The sequence below is a fragment of the Nannocystis sp. RBIL2 genome, from assembly GCF_026626745.1.
In the GTDB taxonomy this organism is placed as follows: Bacteria; Myxococcota_A; Polyangia; order Nannocystales; family Nannocystaceae; genus Nannocystis.
The window spans coordinates 2,252,982-2,274,987 of the sequence record NZ_JAPNJW010000002.1 but is presented as its reverse complement, the minus strand read 5'-3'; the positions used below and the strand labels follow the sequence as shown (position 1 = coordinate 2,274,987).

19 protein-coding genes are annotated in these 22,006 nt (G+C 72.2%); 12 read left to right on the top strand and 7 right to left on the bottom strand.

All coding sequences use genetic code 11. The annotated features are described in order from the left end of the window. Positions 1-302: 302 nt before the first annotated feature. Together OV090_RS34125 and OV090_RS34120 are read right to left on the bottom strand one after the other, a co-directional pair. Positions 303-1,037 carry a hypothetical protein gene (locus OV090_RS34125; protein WP_267708869.1) on the bottom strand — a complete coding sequence of 245 codons (735 nt, stop codon included), beginning with the start codon at positions 1,035-1,037 and terminating at the stop codon, positions 303-305. Then, on the bottom strand, positions 1,015-2,499 hold the full coding sequence (locus OV090_RS34120) for a serine/threonine-protein kinase (RefSeq protein ID WP_267708868.1): 1,485 nt from the start codon (positions 2,497-2,499) through the stop codon (positions 1,015-1,017). The genes OV090_RS34125 and OV090_RS34120 overlap by 23 nt, the downstream gene beginning before the upstream one ends. A gap of 20 nt (positions 2,500-2,519) precedes the next feature. Between OV090_RS34120 and OV090_RS34115 the strand changes: the two genes are divergently transcribed. The 5 genes from OV090_RS34115 (at position 2,520) to OV090_RS34095 (ending at position 7,809) form a co-directional block, all read left to right on the top strand. Then, positions 2,520-3,182, top strand: coding sequence for an RNA polymerase sigma factor (locus tag OV090_RS34115; protein ID WP_267708867.1), 663 nt, complete (start codon positions 2,520-2,522; stop codon positions 3,180-3,182). 29 nt (positions 3,183-3,211) lie between these two features. After that, positions 3,212-4,558, top strand: a complete 1,347-nt coding sequence (locus OV090_RS34110; RefSeq protein WP_267708866.1) for a hypothetical protein — start codon at positions 3,212-3,214, stop codon at positions 4,556-4,558. A 145-nt stretch (positions 4,559-4,703) separates the two neighbouring features. Continuing rightward, a complete protein-coding gene (locus OV090_RS34105) occupies positions 4,704-5,642 on the top strand; it encodes a matrixin family metalloprotease (RefSeq protein WP_267708865.1) in 939 nt (312 codons plus the stop codon). 44 nt (positions 5,643-5,686) lie between these two features. Further along, a complete protein-coding gene (locus tag OV090_RS34100) occupies positions 5,687-6,541 on the top strand; it encodes a hypothetical protein (protein ID WP_267708864.1) in 855 nt (284 codons plus the stop codon). Between the two features lie 41 nt (positions 6,542-6,582). Next, complete coding sequence (locus tag OV090_RS34095; protein WP_267708863.1) at positions 6,583-7,809, top strand: DUF1501 domain-containing protein; 1,227 nt, start codon at positions 6,583-6,585, stop codon at positions 7,807-7,809. A gap of 66 nt (positions 7,810-7,875) precedes the next feature. Here OV090_RS34095 and OV090_RS34090 read toward each other — a convergent pair whose 3' ends face one another. Beyond that, positions 7,876-9,357: a serine/threonine-protein kinase gene (locus OV090_RS34090; protein ID WP_267708862.1), complete on the bottom strand. Its 1,482-nt coding sequence runs from the start codon at positions 9,355-9,357 to the stop codon at positions 7,876-7,878. 863 nt (positions 9,358-10,220) lie between these two features. On the opposite strand from OV090_RS34090, the gene OV090_RS34085 reads away from it, so the two are divergent. Next, positions 10,221-10,694 (top strand): hemerythrin domain-containing protein, encoded by a 474-nt coding sequence (locus OV090_RS34085; RefSeq protein ID WP_267708861.1) that lies wholly within the window; start codon positions 10,221-10,223, stop codon positions 10,692-10,694. Between the two features lie 60 nt (positions 10,695-10,754). Continuing rightward, positions 10,755-11,258, top strand: coding sequence for a low affinity iron permease family protein (locus OV090_RS34080; RefSeq protein ID WP_267708860.1), 504 nt, complete (start codon positions 10,755-10,757; stop codon positions 11,256-11,258). 46 nt (positions 11,259-11,304) lie between these two features. On the opposite strand, the gene OV090_RS34075 is transcribed toward OV090_RS34080, so the two are convergent. Further along, positions 11,305-12,807 (bottom strand): ATP-binding cassette domain-containing protein, encoded by a 1,503-nt coding sequence (locus tag OV090_RS34075; protein ID WP_267708859.1) that lies wholly within the window; start codon positions 12,805-12,807, stop codon positions 11,305-11,307. Between the two features lie 566 nt (positions 12,808-13,373). On the opposite strand from OV090_RS34075, the gene OV090_RS34070 reads away from it, so the two are divergent. Next, entirely contained in the window at positions 13,374-13,982 is a 609-nt protein-coding gene (locus OV090_RS34070) for a hypothetical protein (protein WP_267708858.1), read from the top strand. 50 nt (positions 13,983-14,032) lie between these two features. Here OV090_RS34070 and OV090_RS34065 read toward each other — a convergent pair whose 3' ends face one another. Continuing rightward, the gene (locus OV090_RS34065) at positions 14,033-14,575 is read right to left on the bottom strand and encodes a GNAT family N-acetyltransferase (protein WP_267708857.1); all 543 of its coding nucleotides are present in this window, start codon (positions 14,573-14,575) and stop codon (positions 14,033-14,035) included. A gap of 257 nt (positions 14,576-14,832) precedes the next feature. Between OV090_RS34065 and OV090_RS34060 the strand changes: the two genes are divergently transcribed. The 3 genes from OV090_RS34060 to OV090_RS34050 all read left to right on the top strand — a co-directional run bounded on the left by OV090_RS34060 (position 14,833) and on the right by OV090_RS34050 (position 18,099). After that, positions 14,833-16,596, top strand: a complete 1,764-nt coding sequence (locus tag OV090_RS34060) for a choice-of-anchor L domain-containing protein (protein ID WP_267708856.1) — start codon at positions 14,833-14,835, stop codon at positions 16,594-16,596. Between the two features lie 284 nt (positions 16,597-16,880). After that, positions 16,881-17,504: an isochorismatase family cysteine hydrolase gene (locus OV090_RS34055; RefSeq protein WP_267708855.1), complete on the top strand. Its 624-nt coding sequence runs from the start codon at positions 16,881-16,883 to the stop codon at positions 17,502-17,504. Between the two features lie 73 nt (positions 17,505-17,577). Next, positions 17,578-18,099, top strand: a complete 522-nt coding sequence (locus OV090_RS34050; RefSeq protein ID WP_267708854.1) for a hypothetical protein — start codon at positions 17,578-17,580, stop codon at positions 18,097-18,099. Between the two features lie 132 nt (positions 18,100-18,231). Here the strand turns inward: OV090_RS34050 and OV090_RS34045 are convergent, their stop codons facing one another. Continuing rightward, entirely contained in the window at positions 18,232-18,879 is a 648-nt protein-coding gene (locus OV090_RS34045) for an NAD(P)H-dependent oxidoreductase (protein ID WP_267708853.1), read from the bottom strand. 70 nt (positions 18,880-18,949) lie between these two features. Between OV090_RS34045 and OV090_RS34040 the strand changes: the two genes are divergently transcribed. Next, on the top strand, positions 18,950-19,858 hold the full coding sequence (locus OV090_RS34040) for a LysR family transcriptional regulator (RefSeq protein WP_267708852.1): 909 nt from the start codon (positions 18,950-18,952) through the stop codon (positions 19,856-19,858). Between the two features lie 138 nt (positions 19,859-19,996). Here OV090_RS34040 and OV090_RS34035 read toward each other — a convergent pair whose 3' ends face one another. Then, the gene (locus tag OV090_RS34035; RefSeq protein WP_267708851.1) at positions 19,997-21,931 is read right to left on the bottom strand and encodes an acetyl-CoA hydrolase/transferase C-terminal domain-containing protein; all 1,935 of its coding nucleotides are present in this window, start codon (positions 21,929-21,931) and stop codon (positions 19,997-19,999) included. Between the last annotated feature and the right edge of the window lie 75 nt (positions 21,932-22,006).

The following is a 22,006-nucleotide window of genomic DNA, read 5'->3' as shown; positions in this document are numbered from 1 at the left end:
AGCGCGGGTGAGGTGTGACCTGTCCCGAGAGGCAGGCGCCGAGGCTCGGAAGCGACCGTGGGAGGCCGGCGCCCTGTCCCGAAAGCCAGGCGGCGTTGCGGATTGCGCATGGGCGGACGTGCCGGCGCAGCTCAGAGGCGATCGCCGGTGACGAGGAATGAGATGTCCCGAGAGGCAGGCGATGAAAGGTCACGCACTGTCCGAGGCGTCGACGGAGCTCAGGGGCGATCGCCGGCGATGAGGGATGATATGTCCCGAGAGACAGGCGCCGACGGGTGCATGGGCCGAGGCGCTGGCGAGGATCAGAAGCGACCGCCGACGACGAGGCCGGCGCCCTGTCCCGAGAGCCAGGCGCCGAGGCGGCGCTCGCGTTGACGGACGGCGCGGTAACGCAGGGCGGCGCCGACGAGCAGGGCGGCGCCGAGCAGGGCGGCGCCGCCGGCGGCCCATTGCATGGCGATCGTCTGTCCGCGGCGCTGTTGATAATCGCTCTGCAGATAATGCTGCGTCGCGTCCTGGTAGGTCCATCCGCCCGCGCCGGCGAGGGCGGTGGCCGCGACGACCCCGGCGACGCCGAAGCCGAGCAGCACACCGCCGGCAGGGTCGCGGTGCCACGGCGGTCGCTCGGGCGGGGGCAGGAATTCGGGCAGCGGGTCGGGCAGCGGATCGGGGGCGGCCGGCGTGCACGCGGCGATGCCGTCGCGGGCCTGCTGGGTCGCGGCTTCGGAGGGGCTGGTGGCGATGAACTGGCGGTACAGCGACACCGCTGCCTCGCACTCGTCGAGCTGCCGGCGCAGCTCGGCGCGGATGAACAGCAGCTCGGGGTGCGGCTCGATCGCGTAGGCCGCGTCGAGCTCGGAGGCCGCGCGGCGCAGGTCACCCTTCTCGGCGTGACGGCCGGCGCGGTCGTAGTGGGCGCGCGCGGCCCGATCGACGAGGAACGGCTCGCCGCCGGCGCGGGCGGGGCCGGAGGCGAGGCCGAGGACCGCCGCGAGGCCGAGCGCGAGGGCGCGATCAGTGGCTCGGCCGCAGCGCATCGAGCACGTTGTCCTTCCTGGCCGGCTTCTTCTTGCTGCCGCTGCGGGCCTTGTTCGGACGCGCCGCCGGCGTCGGCTCCGGCGCCCGGGCGCTCGCGTCGGTCGGTGGGGGCGTCGGTGGTGATGCGGGAGGCGGCGCGGCGATCAGTGGCACGACGGGGGGCGCCGGAGATGGGGCGTCGACGTCCAGTGATTCGGGCCCGGCGAGCGCCGCGGGCTGCGAGCTCGACGGGCGCCACGCGAGCGCGAGGGCGACCAGCGCGGCGCCGCCGAGCAGCAGCGGCACGACCGGCGAACGCCGCGGCCGCGCCGGCTCGTGTTGCGTCGGCGACGACGTCGCGGTCGGCGTGGGCGTCGACGCGACAGGGACCGGAGCGTCGGGCGGGGGGCCGTCGCGCGTGGTCAGTGCGTCGTTGAGGGCGGCGAAGAAGTGGACCGTCTGCGCGTCATCGGCCGGCAGCGCAGGGAGCGACGGCGCGGCCTGTTCGCCGACGAGCTCGTGGACGAAGCGGCCGAGCGCGAGCGGCGAGGGGCGCAGGCCGAGCTCGTCGGCGACGCGCTCGAGGTCCTCGTGCAGCGCCAGCGCGGTCGCGTGCCGGTGCTCGCGGTCGCGGCTCAGCGCCCTGAGCACCACCGCCTCGAGCGCGGGCGGATAATCAGGGACGCGGCGCGACGGCGGGGGCACCTCGCCCGAGGTGATCAGGTTCATCGTCGCGAACTCGTTGTCCGCGCGAAAGAGCCGCGTCATCGTCGTCATCTCGTACAGCAGGATCCCGAGCGCGAACACGTCGCTGCGGCGATCGAGCGGTTCGCCGATGCACTGCTCGGGGGACATGTACGGGACCTTGCCCTTGCGCACCCCGTCGCGCGTGACGCCGGTCGACGACATGACCTTGGCGATGCCGAAGTCGAGCAGCTTGACCTCGCCAGCGCCGGTGAGGAACACGTTGGCCGGCGAGACGTCGCGGTGGACCAGCCCCGAGGGCGCGTCGTCGGGGCCGCGCAGCTCGTGGGCGAAGTGAAGGCCGGCCGACACCCCGAGGCCGACGGTCAGCGCGTGGACGAGCGGCAGTCGCCTGTCGGACTGCGCCAGCTTCGGCAGCAGGCCCGCGAGGCTGTCGCCGTGCAGGTACTCCATCACGTAGAAGAAGCTGCCGCCGGCCTCGCCGAAGTCGTAGACGCGGACGATGTTGGGGTGGTCGAGCGCGGCGGCGAGGCGCGCCTCCTTGACGAACATCTGCACGAACTCGGGGTCGTTCGCGAAGTGCGGCAAGATCCGCTTGATCACGGCAGGCTTGCGGAAGCCCGCGGGCCCGTCGGCCGCGGCGAGATACACCTCGCCCATGCCGCCACCCGCGAGGCGCCGGATCATCCTGTACTTGCCGGCGATGTGCCCGCTGGTCGTGACTGCGAGGTTACCTGAAAACGCGGCGATCGGGTCGCCTTGCGCGGGGCGGCGCAATCGACGAGCATGCTCCTCGCATGCGCGGCGGCCCGGGGCGCGACGACTTCGAATTGCGCGACTTCGAATTGCTCGAGGCGTGGAGCGCCGGTGATTCGCAGGCCGGCGACGCGCTGGTCCGCCGCCACTACTCCAGCGTCTTGCGCTTTTTCGACCTGAAGGCCGGCAGCCACGCCGAGGACCTGACGCAGAAGACGTTCCTGGCGTGTACGACGGCGATCGCCAACCTGCGCGAGCGGACCAGCTTCCGCGCATTCCTCTTCGGCATCGCCCGCAACCAGCTGCTGCATCACATCCGCAGCCAGTCACGCGCCGCGGCCACCTTTGATTTCGACGACCTGCGCACCGGCGACGGCGCGGCCACGCCGAGCCGGGTGGTGGCGATGTACGAGGAGCAGCGGCTCTTGCTGCGCGCGCTGCAGCTGCTCGCGGTCGAGGCCCAGATGGTGCTGCAGATGTTCTACTGGGAGAGCATGTCGAACCGCGAGATCGCCGAGGCCCTCGGTGTGCCGCTCAGCACGGTCACGACCCGCGTGTCGCGGGCCCGGCAGGCGCTTGAGCGAGCCATCGCGGACATCCCCGGGCTCGATCGTCACCGCACCTTGTTGCTCGAGGGCCTCGACAGCTGGGTCGCGTCGATCGCCGAGCTCAGCCTTGGCGAGCCGGTCGTCCGCGGCTTGTGAGCGCCCGGCCGGCCTGCCACACTCGGCGCATGCGCGGGCGGGCGGTTGCGTGGGCGATCGCAGGGATGGTGACGGGCGGCTGCGCGCCGCCCCCGTTCAAGTGCGTCGACGACGGGTCGTGCGACCTCATGGCCGGCGGCCGCTGCGAGGCTGGCGTGTGCCGCTACGACGGGACCGCGACCGATCCGTCGACCACCGCGGCGACGGAGCCGACGACCGGCGGGCCAGCGAGCTGTGCAGTATGGGAGCGACCGCTGGGGCTGCCGGGCAAGGCGACCGCCGTCGCGCTCGCGGACGAGGGCGGGGCCTTCGTGGTCGGCTTCACCAGCGCGGCGCCGCTCGAGCTGCGGGCGCTGCGGCTCGACGCCGCCGGTGAACAGGTGTGGTCGCATGCGGTCGACGCGACCGAGAGCCCGAGCGTCGACGACGACACCGATCTGTGGGCGCGCCTGTTCGTCCCCGCGGCGGACGAGCTCCTCATCGTCTACTCGCGGCGCGACCCGGACGATCAGACCGTGACGGTCAAGTCGAGCCCGCACCTGCGGCGAGTGGCGATCGACGGCAGCGGCGTGGTCGGCGAGGCCGACGAGCTGGCGCTGCAGATCCACTCGCTGCGCGGCGCGAGCATGCCGGACGGCAAGACCTTGCTGCTGGCCGGCGAGCGCCAGGAGAACATCTGGTACCAGCGCGCAGCGTCTCTCGGCGGCGTGTGGTCGCCCGCGTGGCCGGCCCAGCCCTCACCGTTCACGCCGGACGCCGCCTTCGACTCGCCGGCGATCGCCCAGGCCATCGCCCTCGCGGGTGACGAGGTGGCGATCGGCGGGACCTGGAACCTCCCCGACGGCGACACCTATACTGCGTGGCTCCGCCGCGTCGCGCTGGCCGACGGCGCGGTCGCGTGCACGTGCGAGGTCGAGGCGGCGGGGATCTTGGCCCTCGCGCCGGGCGACGGCGGCGGGGTGTTCGTCGCCGGCTATCGCCAGGATCCTTCCATGCGCTCGTCGGCGTGGCTGGCCCGCGTCGAGCCGAGCTGCGCGATGGCCTGCCCGATCGCGTGGGAGCACGCGATCCCGGGCGCCGAGGCCGACGTCTATTTCGGTCGCGCCGAGCTGGTGCGCGACGCAGTGTTCGCGCTCGTGCCGGCGCCGGGCGGCGGGGTGTTCGCGGCCGGCACGGTCGACCGCGAGCCGTGGGCTGCGCGCTACGCCGACGACGGCGCCGAGCAGTGGGTGATGGCTCGCGGCGCCTCGTCCGGCGCTGCGCTGGCGATCGCGGTGAGCGAGGACGCCTCGTGCCTGACCCTCGTCGGCAGCGAGAAGTACGGCAACTACGCCGAGCGCTCGTGGTGGTCGCGGCGCGTGTCACTGTCGCAGTGATCGCGGGCCGCCCGAGCGCGGCCGTGGCGAGGTCGGTGTGAACGACGGGACGCACCCGGCCGCGGGCGCGCGCGCGAAAAAAATTGTCGAGGCGGTGAGACAAGCCGGGCGGGGCCGGGAACTCCACCGCCATCAGGAGAGCGCGATGACTCGAATGCGCACCACGAAGACTCTCGACTTGCCCCTGCTCGCCATGCTCCTCGCCATCGGCTGCGTCGAGGAGGGCGAGGCCGTGCCGGATGACGATGACGCGCAGAACAGCGACGTGGGAGTGGACGTCGCGGCGGAACACGAACGACTGGATGATGCGCTCGACGGGCTGGTCGCGACGCCGCCGCCGCCCGGGACCTCGGTGTGGTCGGAGACCTTGTACGCCGACGGCACCACGCGGCAGTTCATGCTGCACACGACCGCCGAGGGCGAGGTCGTGTTCGAGGAGCTGGTCGACGACCGGATCTCCGCCGGCCCGCCGGAGGAGCTGCTGGCGCTCGATCCGTGCTCGGACGACGCTTACATCCACACGGGCTGGCGCTGGGACACGAAGCTGCGCTGGTACTTTCACGCCGGCTCGACCCCGAGCGAGCTCGACGTGGACGCGGCCGAGGCGGCGATCAAGGCCGCGACATCGAACATCACCGGCAGCCACAACAGCTGCGGCCTGGCGGACGAGGTCGGGGCGTCGCACGAGTACCTCGGGCGCAAGAGCAAGGCCGCCAACATCAACAGCAGCGGCAACTGTCTCACGTCCGACGGGGTCAACGTGGTCTCGTTCGGCGACCTGCCCAAGGGCACTCTGGCGACCGCGTGCGTGTGGTTCTCCGGCGGCGTGGCCAAGGAGGGCGACGTGCAGCTCAACAAGGCCGACCACGACTGGACCACCAATCCTGGCGCCGCCTCGTGTTCGAAGCAGTTCAGCGTCAAGGCCGTGATGACGCACGAGCGCGGTCACACCTTCGGCCTCGGACACGTCGGCGAGAGCAGCCACGGCGACCTGACGATGAGCCCGACGATCAACGGGCCGTGCCAGGACAGCGAATCCACCCTCGGCGAGGGCGACGTCGCCGGCCTGCGCGCGCTCTACTGATTTCATCAGGCGCGCTTCATCTCGGAGCACAGATCGGAGTTTTTATGAAAATCGGCGCGACCATCGTCAAGGACGAGATCGGCTACTGGAAGCCCAAGCTGGCCAAGAACGAGTGGATGCGGATCTTCCCCAACTCGGACGGGATGCTGCCGTCGTGGACGGACCCGCGGTTCGAATACATGGAGGACGTCGGCGGCCAGCCGTTCGCCTCGACCAAGCTCGACGGCGACACCAACAAGATCAAGGCGCTGCGGACGCGGCTCCTCGACCTGCCGGACTGGATCTCGACGCTGTGGCTGACCGACCGCCACGAGCCCGAGGGTGACTTCACCGCGTCGCAGTACAAGGCGCACTTCAAGCTGTACTTCGACATGATCAAGGGCCTGCCGACGGACATCCGCGCGCGGATCAAGTGCGGTCCGGTGCTGACCCGCCAGGCGACCGAGAACTCGGGCGGCCTCGGCACCTACGCGACCTACGACCCGGGCGTCGGCGACTTCTTCGGCGTCGACATGTACGGCAACTCGTGGGGCTCGGGCGGCAAGGCGGCGACGTCGTACGTCGACCCCAAGACGTTCCTCGCCAAGGTCAAGGCCTACGACAGCAAGGGCCGGCAGAAGCTGTTCCCCGAGATCGGCTACGTCGGCCTGCCCTTCGACACCGACGGCAGCAAGCGCGCGCAGTGGATCGAGGGCATCACGCAGGAGCTGGGGACCTGGTCGAACTTCGTCGGCTACATCTGGTGGAACGCCAATGGCAAGGAGGGCAGCTCGATCTCCGGCCTCGGCACCAAGCGCTACTTCCAGCTCGACCGCCGCCACACCGGCACCGACGGGTCGTACAAGACCTTGAACCCGGCGCTGCCGCTCAACAAGTTCAACAGCTCCAAGGGGATCTGACGATCTCGGCCCCAGGCACTCACGACAAAGGAATCAGCACCATGGATCGTCGCAAATTCCTCGGCCTCGCCTCGTTCGCCGGCCTCTCGGTCGCCTCCCTCGACGCGCTCGCCCGCCCTGGCGCGCGCCGCCTGCCGCCGCTGGCGGAGACCTACCACGGCCCGCGGTTCTTGACGATCAACGCCCGCGGCGGCTGGGACCCGACCTCGCTGTGCGACCCAAAAGGCGCGGCCGGCTCGGGCGACCGCGACGCGGTCAACGCCTCGTTCCTCGCCCGCGACATCGCCACCACCGCGAGCGGGATCCGCCACGCGCCGCTGGCCGGGTTCCGCGGGTTCTTCGAAAAGCACGACCGCCGCTTGCTGGTGATCAACGGCGTCGACGTCGGCACCCTCGGCCACGAGGACGGCGCCCGTCACGTGTGGTCGGGCCGGCGCACCGACGACTCTCCGAGCTTCGCGGCGCTGGTGGCCGCGGTCCACGGGGGCGCGAGCGAGGCCGGCTTCCTCAGCTTCGGCGGCTACGAGGAGACGGGCGGGATGGTCGCGCGGACCCGTGGCGCCGACGCCCGCACGCAGTCTCGCGCCGAGAACTTCGACCGCGTCGATCCGCGGGCCGACGCGATCCGCTTCGGCGGGCCGCTCGGTACGATCCACGCCTCGCGCACGGGCGAAGGCGAGCTGCGCGCGCTGCAGCGGCGGCTGCCTGCCCTCGACGACGGGCCCAATCCGCTGATCCGCCAGGTCCAGGTGGCGCTGGCGGCCTTCCGCGCCGGGGTCAGCGTGGCGGTCAACCTCGAGCTCGACGGCTTCGACACGCACGTCGATCACGACGCCGAGCACGTGCCCCTGCTCGCGCAATTGCTCGCGGCGGTCGACTTCGCCGGCGAGGAGGCCGAGCGCCAGGGCGTCGCCGACGACCTGGTGATCGTGGTGAGCTCCGAATTCGGCCGCACCTCCCGTTACAACGCGCTGCGCGGCAAGGACCACGGGCCCGTCACCAGCGTGCTGGCGCTCGGCAAGGGGATCGCGGGCGGGCGAGTCGTCGGCGCGACGAACGAGCGCCACGAGGCCCTGGCCGTCGATCCGACGACCCTCGCGGTCCGCGAGGGCGGGGTGCGCATCGAGCCGAAGCACGTCCACCAGGAGCTCCGCCGCCTGGCCGGCATTGCGGAGGCCTGCGAGGCGCTGTACCCGCTCGACGTCGCCGACGGCGAGGACCTGCGCCTGTTCAGCGCCCGCGGCGAGGCGAGGCGGGCGGTCGCGTGAGATGATCTCGAGGACATGTCGATTTGGACATGTCCTCGAGGACATTGTGCGGAGCGGGCGAGCCGGTCACTCCTCGGAGCGGATCCGGCACAGCTTGAGCCACTCCTGCACCTCGGGGTCGCGGAGCTCGGAGCCGAAGGCGAGGCAGCCGGAGAAGTCGGCGAGCTCCATCGCGGCCTTGGTCTGGAGCTTGCGCGCCTCGACTTCGGAGGCCCAGCACTCGCGGTGACGGCTCTGGTCGCGCAGCACGCTCCACCGCTGCGCGCGGCGAGCCTCGCTCGCCTTGGTGCGGATCCGCTGGCAGCGCGGGGTGAGGTGGGCCTCGTCGTCGGTGCTCACCGCAGCCGTCGGCGCGGCGACCTCCGGGTCCTGCGCGGGGCGGCGCGGCGAGGGCTTGGCGCTCGCCTCGGACTTGCGCGGAGAAGGTGCCGGCTCCGGCGGCGGGGCGACGACGGGGGCGGGCGCCGCGGGAGGCGCGACGACTGGCTGCGGTTCGAGCGTTGCGGGCACGGCTGCAGGCGGCGGTGAGGCCGGCGGGGTCGCGGTGGGCTCGGCCTCGATCGCGTCCGGCGACCAGGTCACGAACGCGACGCCGGCAGCCAGCACCATGCCGATCGCGAGGACGGCCGGCCATCCGCGGCGGCGCCGGGCCGGCGCGATCAGCATCGCCGCATCTTCGACCGCGAGCGGGGCCTGGCGGCGCAGGTCGGCGAGCACCGCGTCGAGGCGAGGTACCAGCGCCGCGCCGTCGGCCGGGCGTGTGGCGGGGTCGATGCTCAGGCAGTCGGCGATCAGCCGCACGAGGCGCGGCGGCAAGCCGGGGCGACGGGCGTCGATCGACGGGGCAGCGTGCAGCAGCTTGAAGTTCAACAGCTCGAACGCGTGCCTGGCGGTGAACGGCAGCGAGCCGGACAGCAGCTCGTAGAGCATCACGCCGAAGGCGTAGACATCCAGCGCCGGCGTCGCCGCGACGCTGGTGGCCTGCTCCGGCGCCATGTAGTCGGCCGGGCTCGAGTGAGCGCCGGCCTCCGAGTGCTCGCCCGATTCGCCGCCCAGAGCGAGCTTGGCGGCGAGCCCGAAGTCGAGCAGCTTGACGACCTCGCCGCCCGGCTGGGTCGCCACCATCACGCTGCTGGGCTTGAGGGCGCGGTGGACGATCCCCGCCCCGTGGGCGGCGGCGAGGGCCAGAGCGACCTGGCGCATCAGCACGCACGCGCGCTCGGCGTCGAAGACCAGCACCTCCTCGAGCTCGTGGGCGAGGTTGCGGCCCTCGAGGTGCTCCATGACCACGAACAGGCGGCCGTCCGGCAGCGCGCCGGCGTCGAACACCTCGACGAGGTGCGGGTGGCCGAGCGACCCGGCCTTGCACGCCTCGGCGCGGAAGCGGCGGGCGATCGAGGCGCGCGCGCTGGGCTCGGGGTTCAGGACCTTGATCGCCACCTGGCGCCCGACCTCGGCGTGCTCGGCGAGGTACACGGCGCCCATGCCGCCCTCGCCGATCGCTGCGACGATTCGGTAGCGCCCGTCGATCAATGTCCCCGGGGACATGTCCCCGGAGTCAGACGCGACGAACGCGTCGGGCGCACTGGCTGCGAAGCTGTCCATCAGCGACTCCGAGCGAGTGTCCGAGGGTAACATGACGTCCGCGGGCGCCGCCCGAGTCCGCGTCCGCTGCCGGTCGTCGCGGGCAGGGGGTGACCTTCGTTCAATACCGGCGCGTCGCGCTGCGCACGGTCGAGCCGCGAAGTCGAGGTCGGGATCGCGGCCACAGATCGGCGGCGATCTCGATCGTGCACACATTGGCGTACTGTCATTCGCGGCTCGTCGAGGGCGCCGCGCGCCGACGCGCCGGGCGAGCGCGGCGAGCGCGGCGGGGGCGATCCCGAGATCACGGGCCGGTCGCCGGCGGAGCGACGGCGATCGAGATCGAGGACGGAAGCGAGGGCAGTCGGTGAACGCCGGCTCGAGAGACGAGGCCTCGCCGTATCGACGAGATGTCCGAAGAGACATATGTGCATAGTATCCGTCGACCGCGAGACTGCGCGATGTCGTGGCCACGATGGACCCGTCGGTGCGCGCGTCGGCGGCGGATCGTCCGACCGACCTCGACCGGGGGACCCCGCGAGGAGCTGCGAGACCCGTCTTCCGGCGCGACCCAGCGGGCTCGGCCGGAAGTTCGCGGGCGCGAGGCTCACGCGGACCGAGGAATTACCCCGGCACCGTCACGCCGCGGACCCGGCCGAAAAGCGGCGCTGTGTACGCAGAACGACGCGCCGAGGCCCTGGTGGTGTCATTTCAGGCAGTCGGACGGCGGGCGGCGCCTGTGCTGATTTGCCGCGCCTCGGTTTCGCGCCACATCTTCCCCGGTCGCACCCCGCGCCGAGAGGCGCCGCGACAAGGAGAAATTCGTCATGGCCAAGCCGCAGATCTACGACGTCTTGCACCGCGAACACGAAGAGGTCAGCGAGCTGTTCCACCAGCTCGAGGAGGCCAAGGGCGCCGAGGCGCTGGAGCTGTTCGCCCGACTCAAGCAGAAGTTGGTGCCGCACGCGCGCGCCGAGGAGGCGGTGGTCTATCAGCGTCTGCTCGAGGAGCAGAACGCGGCCGACACCACCCGCGAAGGCATCGAGGAGCACAAGCAGGTCGACAACCTGATCGCCGAGCTCGACGCGATGACCCCCGACAACGAGATGTGGAAGGCCAAGGTCAAGGTGCTCGCCGACATGGTGGGCCACCACGTCGACGAGGAGGAGGGCGAGCTGTTCCCGCTGGCCAAGCAGGTCGTCAGCGACCGCGAGGCCGAGCAGCTGGCCGAGGAGTACGCGCGCGAGCGCGACTCCTTCGTCGAGGACATCCGCGCCGACCAGCGCGACGCGGCCGAGTGAGGGGCCGCGGCCGGCGGCTGTCCGAACGGACAGCGGGTCGGCCGCCCCGCGAGGCGAAAGGTGCGCGAGGAAGAACGAGACCCGTCCTCGTCGGGCGTGCGGCGGGCGAGCGAGCGGGTGAGCTGGGGCGAACACATCGCTGAGCTCGCCACTCGCTTCGTCGCCGACGCGCGCGTGCATTGGGTCGCGGTGCTCGTGGTGGTCGCGTGGATCGCCAGCGGCCCGCAGTTCGCCGGGTGGACGACGGCCCACGAGCTGATCGAGCAATTCATCGCCGGACTCTCGTTCTTGATGCTGTTCCTGCTGCAGCGCTCGCAGAACAAGGACACCCTGTCGCTGCAGCTCAAGCTCGACGAGCTGATCGCCAGCAACCCGCGGGCGTCGAACCGGGTGCTGGTGGCGGAGGAGATCTCGGAAGAAGAGATGGTGCGGATGCGTCGCCATTTTCGCCTGCTCGATCGCCTGGCCCGTGAGGCCGGCGAAGGCCCGCTCGCCGAGGAGAACGCGTACCACCGCCACGAGGAGGAGCAGCAGCTGCAGGCGGAGCAGAAGCGTGAGCCGTGAGCGAGTCGGCCGCCGACCACACGGTCGGTGCTCCTATGGACCGCGCTCATTCGGCTGTCTCTTCGCGCAGCTCGCCCTGGTCGATGCGCCAGGTGACGCGGGTGCAGGCGCGGGCGAACGCGTCGTCGTGGCTGACCACCAGCAGCGCGCCGGGAAACTCCGCCAGGGCCGTCTCGAGCCGCTCGACGGCGGGCAGGTCGAGGTGGTTGGTCGGCTCGTCGAGGACGAGGCCCCACACCGGCCGGCCGAGCCCGAACGCGAGCAGCAGCTTGCGCGCCTCGCCCGGCGACGGCCGGCGCGAGCGCAGCAGGGCGCCCGGGTCGACGCCGAGCGCGGCGACCACCGCGAGCACCCGGCCGCGCTCGTCCGGCGGGAGCGCGCGCACTGCGTCGAGGTGGGCCACGGCTTCCTGTTCGGACATGTCCTGGGGGACATAGAGGACGCGGGCCGGGGGGCAGCGCAGGCGGGCCAGGAGGGCCTGGATCAGCGTGGTCTTGCCGGCGCCGTTGGGGCCGGCGAGGCGGACGTGGGCGTCGCGGGCCAGGGCCACCTGCGCCGGGCCGAGCACGCGCCGATCGCCCGCGCGCAGCTCGGGCACGTCGAGCGCGGCGAGGTAGGCCGAGGGGGCGCGCTCGCCGGCCACCGCGATCGGCCCGCCGAGCTCGCCCTCGTAGGCGTGGTCGGCCAGGGTCGCGGAGCTGCGGTCGATGGCGCGTCGCAGCACGCTCGCGCCGCGCCCGAGCGACTTCTCCGACCACTCGGCCAGGGTGGCTGCGCCGAGGGTGCGCGAGTCGCTGTCGTGCTTGCCCTTGCTGCGGACCCGCCGGCTGCGGTTGGCGGTCGCCCCGGCGAGCGCGCGGCGCTGGTCGTCGAGGCGGCCCTCGAGCCGGCGGTGCTGGCTCTGCAGGGCCGCGTGGGTGGCGTTGTGCTCGGCGCGCTCGGCCTCCCAGGCGCGGCGAGCCCGGCTGTAGGGCAGGTCCCACGCCTGCACGCCGCCGCCCACGACCCGTAGAGTGGAGTCGGTGAGGGTGTCGAGCAGCGCGCGGTCGTGGCTGACGACCACGCCGAGCCCGTGGAAGCCCCGCAGCGCGCCGATCAGCAGCTTGCGGCCGGCGTGGTCGAGGTGGTTGGTCGGCTCGTCGAGCAGCAGGACGTCGGGCTCGCCGATCAGCGCCGCGCCGATCTGCCAGCGCTTGCGCTCCCCGGGCGACAGGCTGGCCCAGCGGTCGAGGTCGGCGGGGTCGAGCGCGAGCTCGCCGTGCAGGCGCCGCGCGGCCCCGTCGTCGCGGGCGGCGAAGCGCGCGATCTCGGGGGTGCAGGCCTCCACGCTCTGAGGACATGTCGTGAGGGACAGGTCCGGAGGGTCGCGCTGGATCGAGCCGCCGGTCGGCTCGAGCTCGCCCACGAGCAGGCGCAGGAGGGTGGTCTTGCCGGCGCCGTTGGCCCCGACGAGGCCGGTCCAGCCGGGTACGAGGTGCAGTTCGACGCCCGAGAGCAGCGGGAGGTCGCCGAACGAGAACGCGAGGTCGCGACAGAGAATTGTGGCCATGAAGATGCTCCTGAATCTCGCCCGCGGCCGAATTCGGCGGGTTGCGGGCGGCTGGGGGACAGCGGGATTCAGGCGTGCAGCTTCAAGGGCGGACCAGCTCCGAGGAGGTTCGAGGTCATGACCATAGCCGCAGGCCGGGGGGCGGCGCAAGTGGGCGCGCTTCGCGGCTCGCAAGGCGAGGGTGCCGAGGGTCGGTGCCGATGATCGAGCTCACCTCGACGTCGCTCACAAGCTTGGGCGTGGACCCGTGCTGTGATGGTGAGCGCGGTCTCGACGTCGCCGCGGCGACGTGACCCGCGCTCTCACATGGACCGATGCCGCGATGGCGGACGCAGCCTCGACATCTTCGCGAAGAGAGTGACTTCGCTTGTCGACGCTTCAGGGGATTCACCTGCTCCGTTGAATCGTTCGCGGCGCCGAGCTGGCGAGGTAGTGATGGAGAGGCCTCGGCGATGAAATCGTCGGGGTCCCGAGGGGCCAGGGCAGCCGGCCTGGCGATGGGCGTGTATCGAGGCTTCGCCGGCTTTTGTGCTGGCGCGGCAGCATCTGCTAGGTTCCGCGCCACCATGACCAAGCATGCGATTTTCCTACTGACGCTGGCGATCGCCGGCTGCGGCGACTCGAAGTCGGGCGACACGGACACGGACACGGGCACGGGCACGGAGACCGGCACTGCGACCGACAACCCCACCGGCACGGGCACCGAGACGGGCACGGGCACCGAGACGGGCACGGGCACCGAGACGGGCACCGAGAGCGACACGGACACCGGGGCGCCCACCGGCACCGGCGGCGAGCAGCCGGTCCAGGTCGACGCGTCGGGCTGCCTCCCGCAATGCGTGGAGGACGTCGATGCCCAGACCCCGACCATCGAGACCGACTGCACTGTCTGCGATTACGATCCGGTGCAGCACATCTGCGCGGCGATCGTGAAGTGCGAGTCGGTCATGGGCGTGTGGACGATCCCCGCCGGGCAGGAGGCGTGCTTCGCAGTTCTCTGGGACGACGGCAGCGAGACGCCGTCGGAGATCGACAACCTGAGCCAGACCTGCGTCGAGGCCGGGAGCAACGCGCAGATCGAGATCGTCCGCACCGGCGAGGCGCCGGTCGGGACCTTCCCCGCGGCGATCTGCACGTGGTCGACGAGCCCGGCGACGGATTGTCCGAACCTGTGACGCGCCGATGATCCGTGAGCGGTGATTCACGGCACCACGAGCGGCGCGCCTCACGAGGCGCGCCATTCCCAGGTCTGTTCGCCGTAGTCGCTGCCGCAGAACGGCGGGTCGTCCTGCCCGATCAGGCGAAAGCCATGTGACTCGTAAAGACTGCGCGCGGCGTCGAGGCCGGGCAGGGTCGTCAGGTACACGCGTGAATAGCCGCGCTCGCGGCAGAAGGCCATGGCGCCCGCGACCATGCGCCGGCCGAGCCCGAGCCCGCGGGTGGCCTCGTCGAGGATGAAGAAGCGCAGGCGCGCGGCCTCGCGTGCGGCCTCGGGCCGCGGCCCGTCGATCGTCAGGGCGCCGCAGATCTGGCCGTCCAGCTGCGCCACCCACACGCGGTCGCGCGCGGGGTCGAAGCGGCGGAAGAACTCGCACTGGCCCTCGGCGATCATGACGTCGACGCGCCAGTCGGTGCCGTGGCTGGCGGTCATGCCGCGGCCGAACAGCCCCGCGATCGCGCCGACCAGGCCGGGCGGATAATCGGCCATGGTGCGCAGCTCCGTCAGCGTGGCGCGCTCCGGCGCGACAGGTCCTCGAGCGTCGAGCATGGCCGACGATCGGCCGCGTCGGCGCGTGGGTCAAGCGGCGAAGCTTCGAAGCGCGTCGCACGGGTAGCGACGTCGGCGGCGTTGCGATAGAGGCTCGGCGACGATCTGCCGGCGGCCTGAATCGTGGAGCGAACCCCCTCACCGGGCGTGCGAGCCGGCCGAGCAGGCTTCGCGCTCGCGCCCGGGCGGACTCGCTCGCGCGCGAAAGGGGTTGATCGGCCGCGCCGGATGAGAAATCGTGGCGCATGACTTACGCCGTGGCTGCGCGATCGGGGTGCGTGCTCGTGGGTATCGTCTGGCTCGTCGGTTGCGGCGACGCCGGCGGTGATTCGGATTCGAAGGGCGGATCCGGGGTCGACACGACCGCGACCGAGACGACGAGCGCGGGCGAACCGACCGGCACCGCGTCCACCACTGACAGCGCGAGCGACAGCGACAGCGCGGGCGACGGCCCGACCGGCAGCGGCACGGATGCTTCGGCCGGGACCGTCAGCGCGGGCAGCGACGCGACGTCGGAGCCGGGCACCGGCGGCGCGACGATGGGCGTGACCGAGGGCGGGGGCGAGTGCGGCAACGGGGTGCAGGAGCCCGGCGAGCAGTGCGACGACGGCAACCTCGACGACGGCGACGGCTGCGAGTCGAGCTGCCTTTTGCCGCACACCTGCGGCGACGGCAAGCATGAGGTCGGCGAGGCGTGCGACGACGGCAACACCGAGGACGGCGACACCTGCAGCGCGGACTGCCAGGTCGTGACGCCGCCGCAGGTGTGCGGCAACGGCTCGGTCGAGAAGCCGGAGCTGTGCGACGACGGCAACCGCGGGAGCGGCGACGGGTGCGAGCCGGACTGCACGTTCACGCCGCCGGACTGCGGTAACGGCGAGATCGAGGCCGGCGAGGCGTGTGACGACGGCAACCTGGTCGACGGCGGCGAGTTCGACTACTGCAAGAACGACTGCACCAAGCATCACCCGGCCGCCTGCGGTGCGCCGGTGAACTACGTGGTGTGCGACGACGCGATCGATCTGGCCGACAAGAGCGATCCGCGGGACGCCCTGCGCGCGATCGGGGTGTGCGACGTGCAGGCCGACGACTCGGTGGTCGTCACCGCGTTCGAGTTCGACCCGGCGGCGCAGCCGGACACCTGGCAGGTCGCGCGCGGCTTCGGCAGCTACGCGGCCGACCTCGACGGCGACCCGAACACGCCGCCGCAGCGGCTGTACGCGCCGCGCGAGGGCGAGGCCTTCTTGATGCTGTCGACCGGGACGATCGCCGCGCCCGACGCCGACGGGGTGGTGATCGAGGCCACCAACTCGCAGGTCGAGCACGGGGCGAACGGCAACTCCGGCGATGACGCGCTACCCAGCCCGTTCAAGGCGGTCGACGGCAGCAACGACGGCGCCGGCGGCACGCCGTTCGTCGGCTGCGACAACGGGGTGCCGGGCGGCGACGGCGACTGCTCCGACACGCTGCAGGCGCAGTGGAAGAAGACCAACGGCAAGGTGAACGACCGCATCTACTTCAGTTTTAAAACGGTGGTGCCGGCGGCGACGTACGGCTTCACGTTCGACTTCGTGTTCTGCTCGTCGGAGTGGCCGGGCTACGTCGGCACGGTCTTCAACGACATGTTCTTCGCCTACCAGGTCGACCCGACGCCGGACGACCCGAACGCGAACCCGCCGGTCGACGCGTACAGCGGCAACGTGGCCTTCATCCCCGACCCGAACGACGCGGACAAGGGGCTGCCGCTGACGATCACTGCGCTCGACAGCTACTTCGACGGCCCGGGCTTTACGAAGGCGGAGCCGCAGCTGTGGGGCACGGGTTTCGAAGGCCACGCCTGCTCGGCCTGGTTCAGGGCCCGCGGCGGGGTCCAGCCCGGGGCGGAGATCACCGTGGGCTTCTTCCTCGCCGACATGTCCGACGCGAACTGGGCCACTGTCGCCCTGCTCGACGCGTTCCGCTGGGACTGCGAGGGCTGCGTGCCGAACGATGTCGACGACTGCGGGATCAAGCCGCAGTGAACCTAGGGACATGTCCCGAGAGGCAGATTCTTGACCTTGATGGGCTCGTCGTCCGCTTCGCTCGATCGTGCGTGGCGACGGCCGCGGCGTGGAGCGACCGGCCGACCGACGGAACGTGGGCGCCGGCAAAAGGTGCGCCGTCCATCGGTTGCGTCCCGCGTGGCGCGATCCCGACGTTGGTCGGGTTTTCTTCGCCGCGGAATTCCGCCATACCGGACGGCCTCCGCGACCACGACGTCGCGCCGCTCGCTCGCCGCCGCCCGGCGTTTCCGAAGGAGAATCGCATGACCGACTCGTACCCCGCCGAAAGAACCGCGCTGCTGTTCGTCGATCCTTACAACGACTTCCTCGCGGAGGGCGGGAAGGTCTGGCCGCGCCTGCGCGACGTGGCCGAGAAGGTCGGGCTGCTCGACAATCTGCGGGCGGTGGTCGCGGCGGTCCGCGCCGCGAAGATCCGCGTGTTCATCGTCCCGCACCGCCGTTGGGAGCCGGGCGACCTCGAGAGCTGGCAGCGCGCGAACCCGTACCAGAAGAACGCCGCGCGCGCCCAGGTGTTCGCCAGGGGGAGCTGGGGCGGCGAATGGTTCCCGGACTTCGCTCCGCAGCCGGGTGACATCGTCGTCAAGGAGCACTGGGGCTCGAGCGGCTTCGCCAACACGGACCTCGACGTGCTCCTGAAGCAGCACGACATCGCGCGGGTCATCGTGATCGGCCTCATCGCCAACACGTGCATCGAATGCACGAGTCGGTTCGCGGTCGAGCTCGGCTACCACGTGACCCTCATCAAAGACGCCACGGCGGCGATGTCCGAGGAGGCGATGCGCGCGGCCCACGAGATCAACGGGCCGACGTACGCCCACGCGATCGTGACGACGCAGGAGCTGGTGGCCTCGCTGTCCGCGCGCTGAGCGGCCGGGCGCATGGGCCCGGTCGCGAATTGCCGGGACCGCGCGACGAGCTCGCGGTACGCTGGCCCGGGTCGTGGCCGTCGTCGCGCGCTGCAACGGGACCGAGCTCGATCGCCAGGGCGGCGAGCTGTGGATCGTCGAGCGGCCCGCACCGCTGCACACCGCCGTGTTCGTGCTCGGGCTGTTGGCGGCGATCCTGCTCGTCAACGCGGTGGTGCAGGTGGTGTTTGCGATCGGCGGCGGCTCGGGGCACGCGATCGCTGCGGCGATCCTGGCGATGCTGGGCGGCGTGTTCGCGTGGCTGGTGGTGGTCGTCGTGCGGCTGGGCCGGCGCCGGGCCGCCGCGGAGCCGCGGCCGCTGCTGATCGTCGATTTTAAAAGCAAGCAGCTGCTCGATGCGGGCCGCCACGTGCTCGCGCCGCTGGCGGCCGTACGCGTCGAGCGGGTGTTTCAGGCGGCTTCGTCGGCCCGGGCGCTGTCGCTGCGGTGGCCGCAGGGCAGCCGGATCATCGCCCGCGGGAGCCCGTTCGGCGAGACGGTCGACGATTGCGAGGCGGCCCTGCGCGCGCAGGGGATCGGCGACTCGTCGAGCTGAGACCGTCGATCGCAATCATGGCCGCGCGGAGCTTGCTGCACGCGCCGGGGGCGACTGATCGACGCAGTTCGTCGAGGCGGTGCTTCGCGGGTCGTTCCGGTGGAGCGCGAGCCAGATCGAGGACCGCGGGCTTCAGGGCGCGAGCGCGCCGCGGGTGTCGGGGAAGCCGGACCGCAGCGGGCGCGCGGCCTCGCGGCAGCGGGCGTGGTCGGCGGCGGCGGTGGCCTGGACCTCGGCGAGCCAGCGCTCGCGCTGCGCGGCGGTGCGGGTGCGCGTGGCGTACAGCGCCGACAGCTTGACGGGAGCGAGGCCGACGAAGCGCAGGGTGCCGTTGACGAAGGAGCCGTGGAGCGCGCGGTAGTGCCAGAGTCCGTACCACCACGACGGGCTGTCCATGGTCGTCAGGACGCGTGACGATCGGCCGGCGAGCAGGCCCTCCGGCAGCGCTTTGCCGGGGCGGTAGGCGAAGGCCCAGCCGGGGAGGAACAGCCGATCGACGAGCGCCCGGACGACGGCCGGCGGCGAGACCCACCAGGTCGGAAACACCCACACGAGGTGGTCGGCGGCCTCGATGCGGGCGCGCAGGGCCACGAGGTCCGGCTCGAGCGCCTGATCGCCGCGGAAGCCGAGGCGCAGCACCGGGTCGAAGCGGAGCTCGCCCAGGTCGACGACCTCCGCCTCGCCCCCGGCCGCGCGGAAGCCGGCCTGGTAGGCCCTGGCGATGGCGCCGTTGAAGCTCGCAGGATCGGCGTGGCCGAGCAGGATCAGTGCCTTCTTCATGCCGCTCAGCCTGCGGCGGCTGGCCGCGGGAGACCATGCGAAAATTATCATGAGTGCTATGCAATTCCGCATGAGTCGACACCTCGCGGCGACGCGGGCCCTCCTGGGGGACTGGGACGCGGTGCGCTACTTCCTCGCGGTCGCGCGCGAGGGTTCGTTCTCGCGGGCGGCGCGGACCCTGGGGACCGATCAGTCGACGGTGAGCCGCCGGATCGCCGCGCTCGAGGAGGCGCTCGGGCGCAAGCTGTTCGAGCGCGGGCCGCGGGCGGTCGTGCAGAGCAGCTTCGGCGCGCAGCTGGTCGAGTCGGCGCTCGAGGTCGAGCGGGCGATGCTGGCCCTGCAGGACCGCGCCCACGCGAGCGAGGAGCGGGTGAGCGGGCGGGTCCGCGTCGCGTTGACCGAGGGGCTGGCGCAGCACGTGGTGGCGCCGCGCGTGCTCCCGCAGCTGCTCGCGCGGCACCCCGAGCTGGCGATCGAGCTGCACACCAGCGACGCGGCGGTCGATCTGGCGCGGCACGAGACCGACGTGGCGATCCGCTTCTTCCGCACGCCGCGCGGCGAGCTGGTCGGCCAGCGGGTGGCGCGGCTCGAGCGGGCGCTGCTGACGTCCCACGCGGCCAAAAGGCGGCTCCGCGGGGTGGCCGCGCGCGACCTGCCGTGGATCGCGTACGTCCACCCGAGCTTCGTGGCGCCCGAGCGGGCCTGGCTCGACGCGATCGGGGCGCCGCGGGCCACGCTCGAGTGCACGAGCGTGGAGACGCAGCTGGCCCTGGTGCGCGCGGGCCTCGGCGTCGCCGTGGCGCCGCGCAGCTACGCGGCGGTGATGCCCGAGCTGTGCGTGCTCGAGGTGGCCGAGCTGCCGCCGCTGCCGCCGCTCGAGGTCTACGTGGTCACCCGGGCGGCGATCCGCCGCGTGCCCCGAGTCGCGGCGGTCTATGAGGCGCTGGTCGCCGGGCTGCGCACGCTCGAGGCCGGCTGAGCGGATGGTCGAGCCGGAGCTGAGCCTGACCCATGGGACAGGCTGCGTCGCTCGGAGTCAGAGCGGGGGCTCCAGTGGTTTCCTTGGCATGTCCGATGGGACAGGTTGGGGCGCGCGGGCCCGGGCGGCGGTCGGCGCTCACGCGGTCATGCGCAGCGCGAGGCCGAGGAGCCGCGACTGCAGCCACTCTTGCGGGCCCTGCGGGCGATCGAGCTGCATGCGCTGCAGCGCCTCGACGTCTTCGCTCGCCGCGCCGGTCATCGCTCGCACTGCGATCTGCAGCTTGTGATCGGCGTGGGCCTTGAGCCAACCCAGCGCCTTCGCCAGCCGCTGCTCGACGGGCGTGAAGTCGCTGCCGAGCGGGTAGTCGGGCAGGGCGCCGGCGGCCCGGTGGGGGGCCAGGCGCTCGCGCAGGGCCTCGGGCGTGTTCTCGGCCCAGCGCGCCGGCGGTTCGAAGCCTCGCCGCAGCTTGTCGTTCGCCTGGGCCGCGGCGACGAGGCCGGCCTGGAAGCGGGCGTCGGCGATCGCGGTCATGGCGATCGCGCAGTCCTCGTCGGCGCGGCCGCGCAGGTCGGCGACGCCGTACTCGCTGACGTAGAGGTCGCGCAGGTGGCGGGGGATGGTCGTGTGCCCGTAGCTCCACACCACGTTGGAGGTGGAGCGGCCGCCGCTGTCGCGAGTGGCGCGCAGCATCAAGATCGAGCGCGCGTCGGGCAGGGCGTGGGCCATGGCGACGAAGTTGTACTGGCCGCCGACGCCGGAGACGACGCGGCCGCTGTCGAGCGCGTCGGAGGTCGCGGCGCCGAGAGCGGTCGCCATCATGCAGGTGTTGAAGAAGCGGGCGTCGCGGCGTTGCAGCCGCTTGAGCGGCTCGTCGCGGCCGTCGAGGTCGTTGATCGCGCTGACGCGGCGCATGCCGATCGCGCGCCGCTCGGCGTCGGACAGCGCGCGCAGCCAGGCGTAGAACTCGGGCGAGCCGAGGTAGAACGCGCCGTGCAGGTACTCGCCGTCGCGCGCGAGCCGGGCCCGATCGTCGGCGTCGGCCGAGCCACCTTCGAGGCGCTGCATCAACGCGAGGTCGTCGACGACCTTGCGCCCCACGACGCCGACCTGCACGAGGCGGCGAAAGCCCTCGTTGACCATCTCGCTGCAGCCGTACAGGCCGGCGACGAACGGCGCGAGCGCGGGGTCGTCGGCGTGGGGCGAGCCGAGGTCGCGCAAGATCTGGCGGTAGGTCGGATTATCGGTGTGACGCAGCACGAGCGCGTGGCTCAGCGCGTCGGCCAGCGCGCCGATGCCGATCTGCAGGGTGCCGCCGTCCCGCACGAGAGTGCTGGCGTGGAAGCCGATCGCGTAGTCGGCGTCGCCGACGGGCTGGCGCGGCAGGCCGAACAGCGGCGGGTGCGGGCCCGGCGGGGTGACGACGAGGTCGAAGAAGTCGACCGGGACCGCAGCGCTGCCGCCGAGCCAGGGCAGGGCCGGATCGATCTCGGCCACCAACAGCGGGCGCGAGCCGCCGCGCGCGGCCACTGCGTCGAGGGCGTCGAGCGTCACGTCGGTGTTGCACGACAGCGACAGGCGCGTCGGTTCGCCGTCGCCGGGCTCGCGCGCGACCTTCTGCACCACGACGTTGAGCCCGCGCTCGGCCAGCGCGCGCGCCACGTGGGTGTAGTTGAGGCTGGTGTAGCGCCGCTGCGCCGCCGGTGCGCCGAGCAATGCGCCGGATTGCAGGTAGAACTCTTCGACCTCGATGTGCGGCGGCAGGGCGTCGCGGCGCAGCGCGTCGACGTAGGCGAGGCGGGGGAAGTCGTCGCCGAAGTGACGGCGCACGAACGGGGCCAGGAAGCGCGCCTGCAGGCCGTCGCCGGGGTCGGGCGGCTCGAGCGAGAGGGCGGTGTAGAGGTGGAGCGGCCCCGCGGGGTCGGCGGCGATCTTGTGGTAGAGCGCGTTGAGCAGGCGGTGCGGCTTGCCGAGGCCGAGCGGCGCGCCGACGTGGAGCGGGCCGGGCACGCGCGCGAGCAGGAGCTCGACTGCGTCGTCGAGCGAGGCGAGGAACGTCGGCGCAGGTCGCATGAAGGGAGGGTAGCGTCTTCGTCGGGCGCTGCCGTCGCGCCGCGGCCGGCGGGCGCGGACGCTCGCGGGGCGGCC

Coding starts and splice junctions, on each gene's coding strand:
- OV090_RS34070 (WP_267708858.1), top strand. CDS start 13,374: ATGACCAAGCATGCGATTTTCCTACTGACGCTGGCGATCGCCGGCTGC.
- OV090_RS34035 (WP_267708851.1), bottom strand. CDS start 21,931: ATGCGACCTGCGCCGACGTTCCTCGCCTCGCTCGACGACGCAGTCGAG.
- OV090_RS34055 (WP_267708855.1), top strand. CDS start 16,881: ATGACCGACTCGTACCCCGCCGAAAGAACCGCGCTGCTGTTCGTCGAT.
- OV090_RS34105 (WP_267708865.1), top strand. CDS start 4,704: ATGACTCGAATGCGCACCACGAAGACTCTCGACTTGCCCCTGCTCGCC.
- OV090_RS34100 (WP_267708864.1), top strand. CDS start 5,687: ATGAAAATCGGCGCGACCATCGTCAAGGACGAGATCGGCTACTGGAAG.
- OV090_RS34125 (WP_267708869.1), bottom strand. CDS start 1,037: ATGCGCTGCGGCCGAGCCACTGATCGCGCCCTCGCGCTCGGCCTCGCG.
- OV090_RS34090 (WP_267708862.1), bottom strand. CDS start 9,357: ATGTCCCCGGGGACATTGATCGACGGGCGCTACCGAATCGTCGCAGCG.
- OV090_RS34095 (WP_267708863.1), top strand. CDS start 6,583: ATGGATCGTCGCAAATTCCTCGGCCTCGCCTCGTTCGCCGGCCTCTCG.
- OV090_RS34040 (WP_267708852.1), top strand. CDS start 18,950: ATGAGTCGACACCTCGCGGCGACGCGGGCCCTCCTGGGGGACTGGGAC.
- OV090_RS34110 (WP_267708866.1), top strand. CDS start 3,212: ATGCGCGGGCGGGCGGTTGCGTGGGCGATCGCAGGGATGGTGACGGGC.
- OV090_RS34115 (WP_267708867.1), top strand. CDS start 2,520: ATGCGCGGCGGCCCGGGGCGCGACGACTTCGAATTGCGCGACTTCGAA.
- OV090_RS34045 (WP_267708853.1), bottom strand. CDS start 18,879: ATGAAGAAGGCACTGATCCTGCTCGGCCACGCCGATCCTGCGAGCTTC.
- OV090_RS34075 (WP_267708859.1), bottom strand. CDS start 12,807: ATGGCCACAATTCTCTGTCGCGACCTCGCGTTCTCGTTCGGCGACCTC.
- OV090_RS34065 (WP_267708857.1), bottom strand. CDS start 14,575: ATGCTCGACGCTCGAGGACCTGTCGCGCCGGAGCGCGCCACGCTGACG.
- OV090_RS34085 (WP_267708861.1), top strand. CDS start 10,221: ATGGCCAAGCCGCAGATCTACGACGTCTTGCACCGCGAACACGAAGAG.